Genomic DNA, 2,448 nt, shown 5'->3' with positions numbered 1-2,448 from the left:
CCTGCCTGGATGGTCGCGAGTGCATTGAACTGGACGAGTGCGACGAGAATCGTGATCACATAGATATCGAGCATCGACCAGCGCCCGACCAGTTCCACCACGCGGTAGACGCGCGTCCTCTGCTGCAGCATCGCAAGCGAGCGCCGCTGCGTCGAGATAACGAGGAACATGATCGCGATGATCTTGAGCATCGGGACGGCGATGCTCGCAATGAACACGATGATGGCTAAAGGCCAGGAGCCGGATGTCCAGAGGTACACCACGCCGCTCAGAATCGTGTCTTTCGCCGAGCCGAACAGCGAACTGGTGTTCATCACGGGCAGCATGTTCGCCGGGATGTACAGCACCATCGCCGCGATCAGGAACGCCCACGTGCGCGCGAAGCTCGCCGGTTTGCGTTCGTGAAGATGCGCGCCGCAGCGCGGACAGCTCGCGTCGTGGACGTGTGGCGCCGCTTTTGTCAGCAACCCGCAATCGTGACAGGTCATCAGCCCGCTGGCCATTGCCGTGCGTGCGGCCGGTTCGGCGAGTTCTTCCGGGCCCGGCGCGGCGCGGTAGTGGCCGCCTATTCGCTGCCAGAGATCGTGCGGATCGAACGCGGCACTGGCCGCCGCGAGTATCAGCATCAACGCACCGAACGTCCAGAGCGCGACGCCCGGCACGACGCTGGCGATATGCGCCAGCTTGACCAGCGCGACCAGCATCCCGAGAATCAGGACCTCCGTCATGCCCCACGGCCGCGCCAGATGCAGCACGCGAAACACGATGTCGGGCCGGTATGGCAGGCGCCGACGCCACAGCGGAAACAGCAGATACGCCATCGCGGACATCTGCATGAGCGGCATGAGGAATGTCGTCACGAACACCAGCCCCGCGATGGGCCACATGCCGTCCCTGTACAGCACGCGCACCGCGCCCAGCAAGGTGGTCTCGACAAGATCGCCATTCACCGACAGACCGACGATCGGAAACGCATTGCCGATCACGAACAGCACGATCGCCGTGACTGTGAAAGCGAGCGCACGATCGAGACTGTCCGGATGGTTACGGTACAGCTCCGCACCGCAACGGCAGCAGCGCAGCACGCTCTCGCCCGTCAACGGCGCTTCCCGTTGCAGCAGGTCGCATTCGTGGCAGGCAATGAGGCGCTCGGCGGTCATTGCGCTTGCTCCGTAGCGGGCTGCCCGGTCGTGGCCGCAGCGGGCCCGTGCTGCATGACCTGCCCCGTCATGCGCTCGGCTTCGACAACCCAGCCACCGCCCATTGCCTTATACAAACCGATCAGCGAACTGAATACGAGTCCGTTGGTTTGCGTGTAGCTCAGTTGCGCGTTAAAGAGGCTACGCTCGGCATCGAGTACCTCGATGTAGCTCGTATAGCCGCCTTCATAGCGCAAGCGCGCAAGCCGTGAATAGGTTCGCAACGCTTCTACCTGACGGCCCTGCACCACGAGTTGCTCGCGCGACTTCTGCAGTGCGATCAGTGAGTCGTCGACTTCCTGGAAGGCCACCTGGATCGACTGCTGGTACTGGAACAGCGCCTGTTGCTGTTGCGCTTCCGCCTGGCTCACCTGGCCGCTGATGCTGCCCGCGGTAAAGATCGGCACGGTCAGCGAGCCTGCGTACGACCAGATCCGTGCCGGCCCGGTGAACAGTTTCGAGAACTGGCCGCTCGCCGTTCCGAACAGGCCCGTTAGTGAAATGGACGGAAAGTAAAGCGCGCGCGCGGCGCCGATCAATGCGTTTGCGGCGATAAGGTTCTGCTCGGCCTGACGCAGATCGGGACGACGCTGAAGCAGATCGGAAGGCAGGCCTGCCGGCACCGGTGGCACCTCGAGCTCCGTGAGTTCACGGCCACGCAGAATCGGACCGGGATTGCGACCGAGCAGCACGGACAACGCGTCTTCCTGCTGGGCGATTTGCGTCTCGATCTGCGGGATTGTCGCGAGAGAGGCTTCGTATTCCGACTCGCTCTGCGCGAGTTCCATCTGCGACACGTCGCCGCCTGAAAACCGTGCCTGAAATACTTTCACCGAGCCGGCACGGCTTTCGGTCGTTGCCTTCGCGATCGAGAGTTGCTGGTCGAGGTCGCGCAAATTGATGTACGACGACGCCACCGACGCCACCAGCGACAGGATCGTTGCGCGCCGGCCTTCTTCAGTTGCCAGCAGGCTTGCTCGCGCGGACTCGGTCTGACGTCTCACCTTGCCGAAGAAATCGATCTCCCATGCGGCCGACAGCGGCGCCTGAAATTCGTTGAATACGGGGTTGACGCCGGGTGGCAGCGTCGGCAGCCCAGCAATCGATGAGCGTTGACGCGATGCTTCAAAGCCCGCGTTGACCTGCGGAAACAGGGCCGAGCGCGTCGTTACGAACTGGCCAAGAAACTGGTCGACGCGCGCCGCAGCGATTTTCACGTCCTTGTTGTCGGCCAGCGCGGCGGCAATCA

Annotated in this window: 2 protein-coding genes; both read right to left on the bottom strand. The window is 63.0% G+C overall.

Annotated features, from left to right (window positions below):
• A partial coding sequence (locus P0D73_RS46195; RefSeq protein ID WP_408436399.1) for a paraquat-inducible protein A occupies positions 1–1,160 on the bottom strand: 1,160 nt, incomplete at its 3' end.
• A partial coding sequence (locus P0D73_RS46190) for an efflux transporter outer membrane subunit (protein ID WP_408436396.1) occupies positions 1,157–2,448 on the bottom strand: 1,292 nt, incomplete at its 5' end. The genes P0D73_RS46190 and P0D73_RS46195, both read right to left, overlap by 4 nt.

Source organism: Paraburkholderia sp. RL18-101-BIB-B (genome assembly GCF_046026985.1).
Lineage (GTDB): Bacteria > Pseudomonadota > Gammaproteobacteria > Burkholderiales > Burkholderiaceae > Paraburkholderia.
This window is presented reverse-complemented; position numbering and strand designations above follow the sequence as displayed.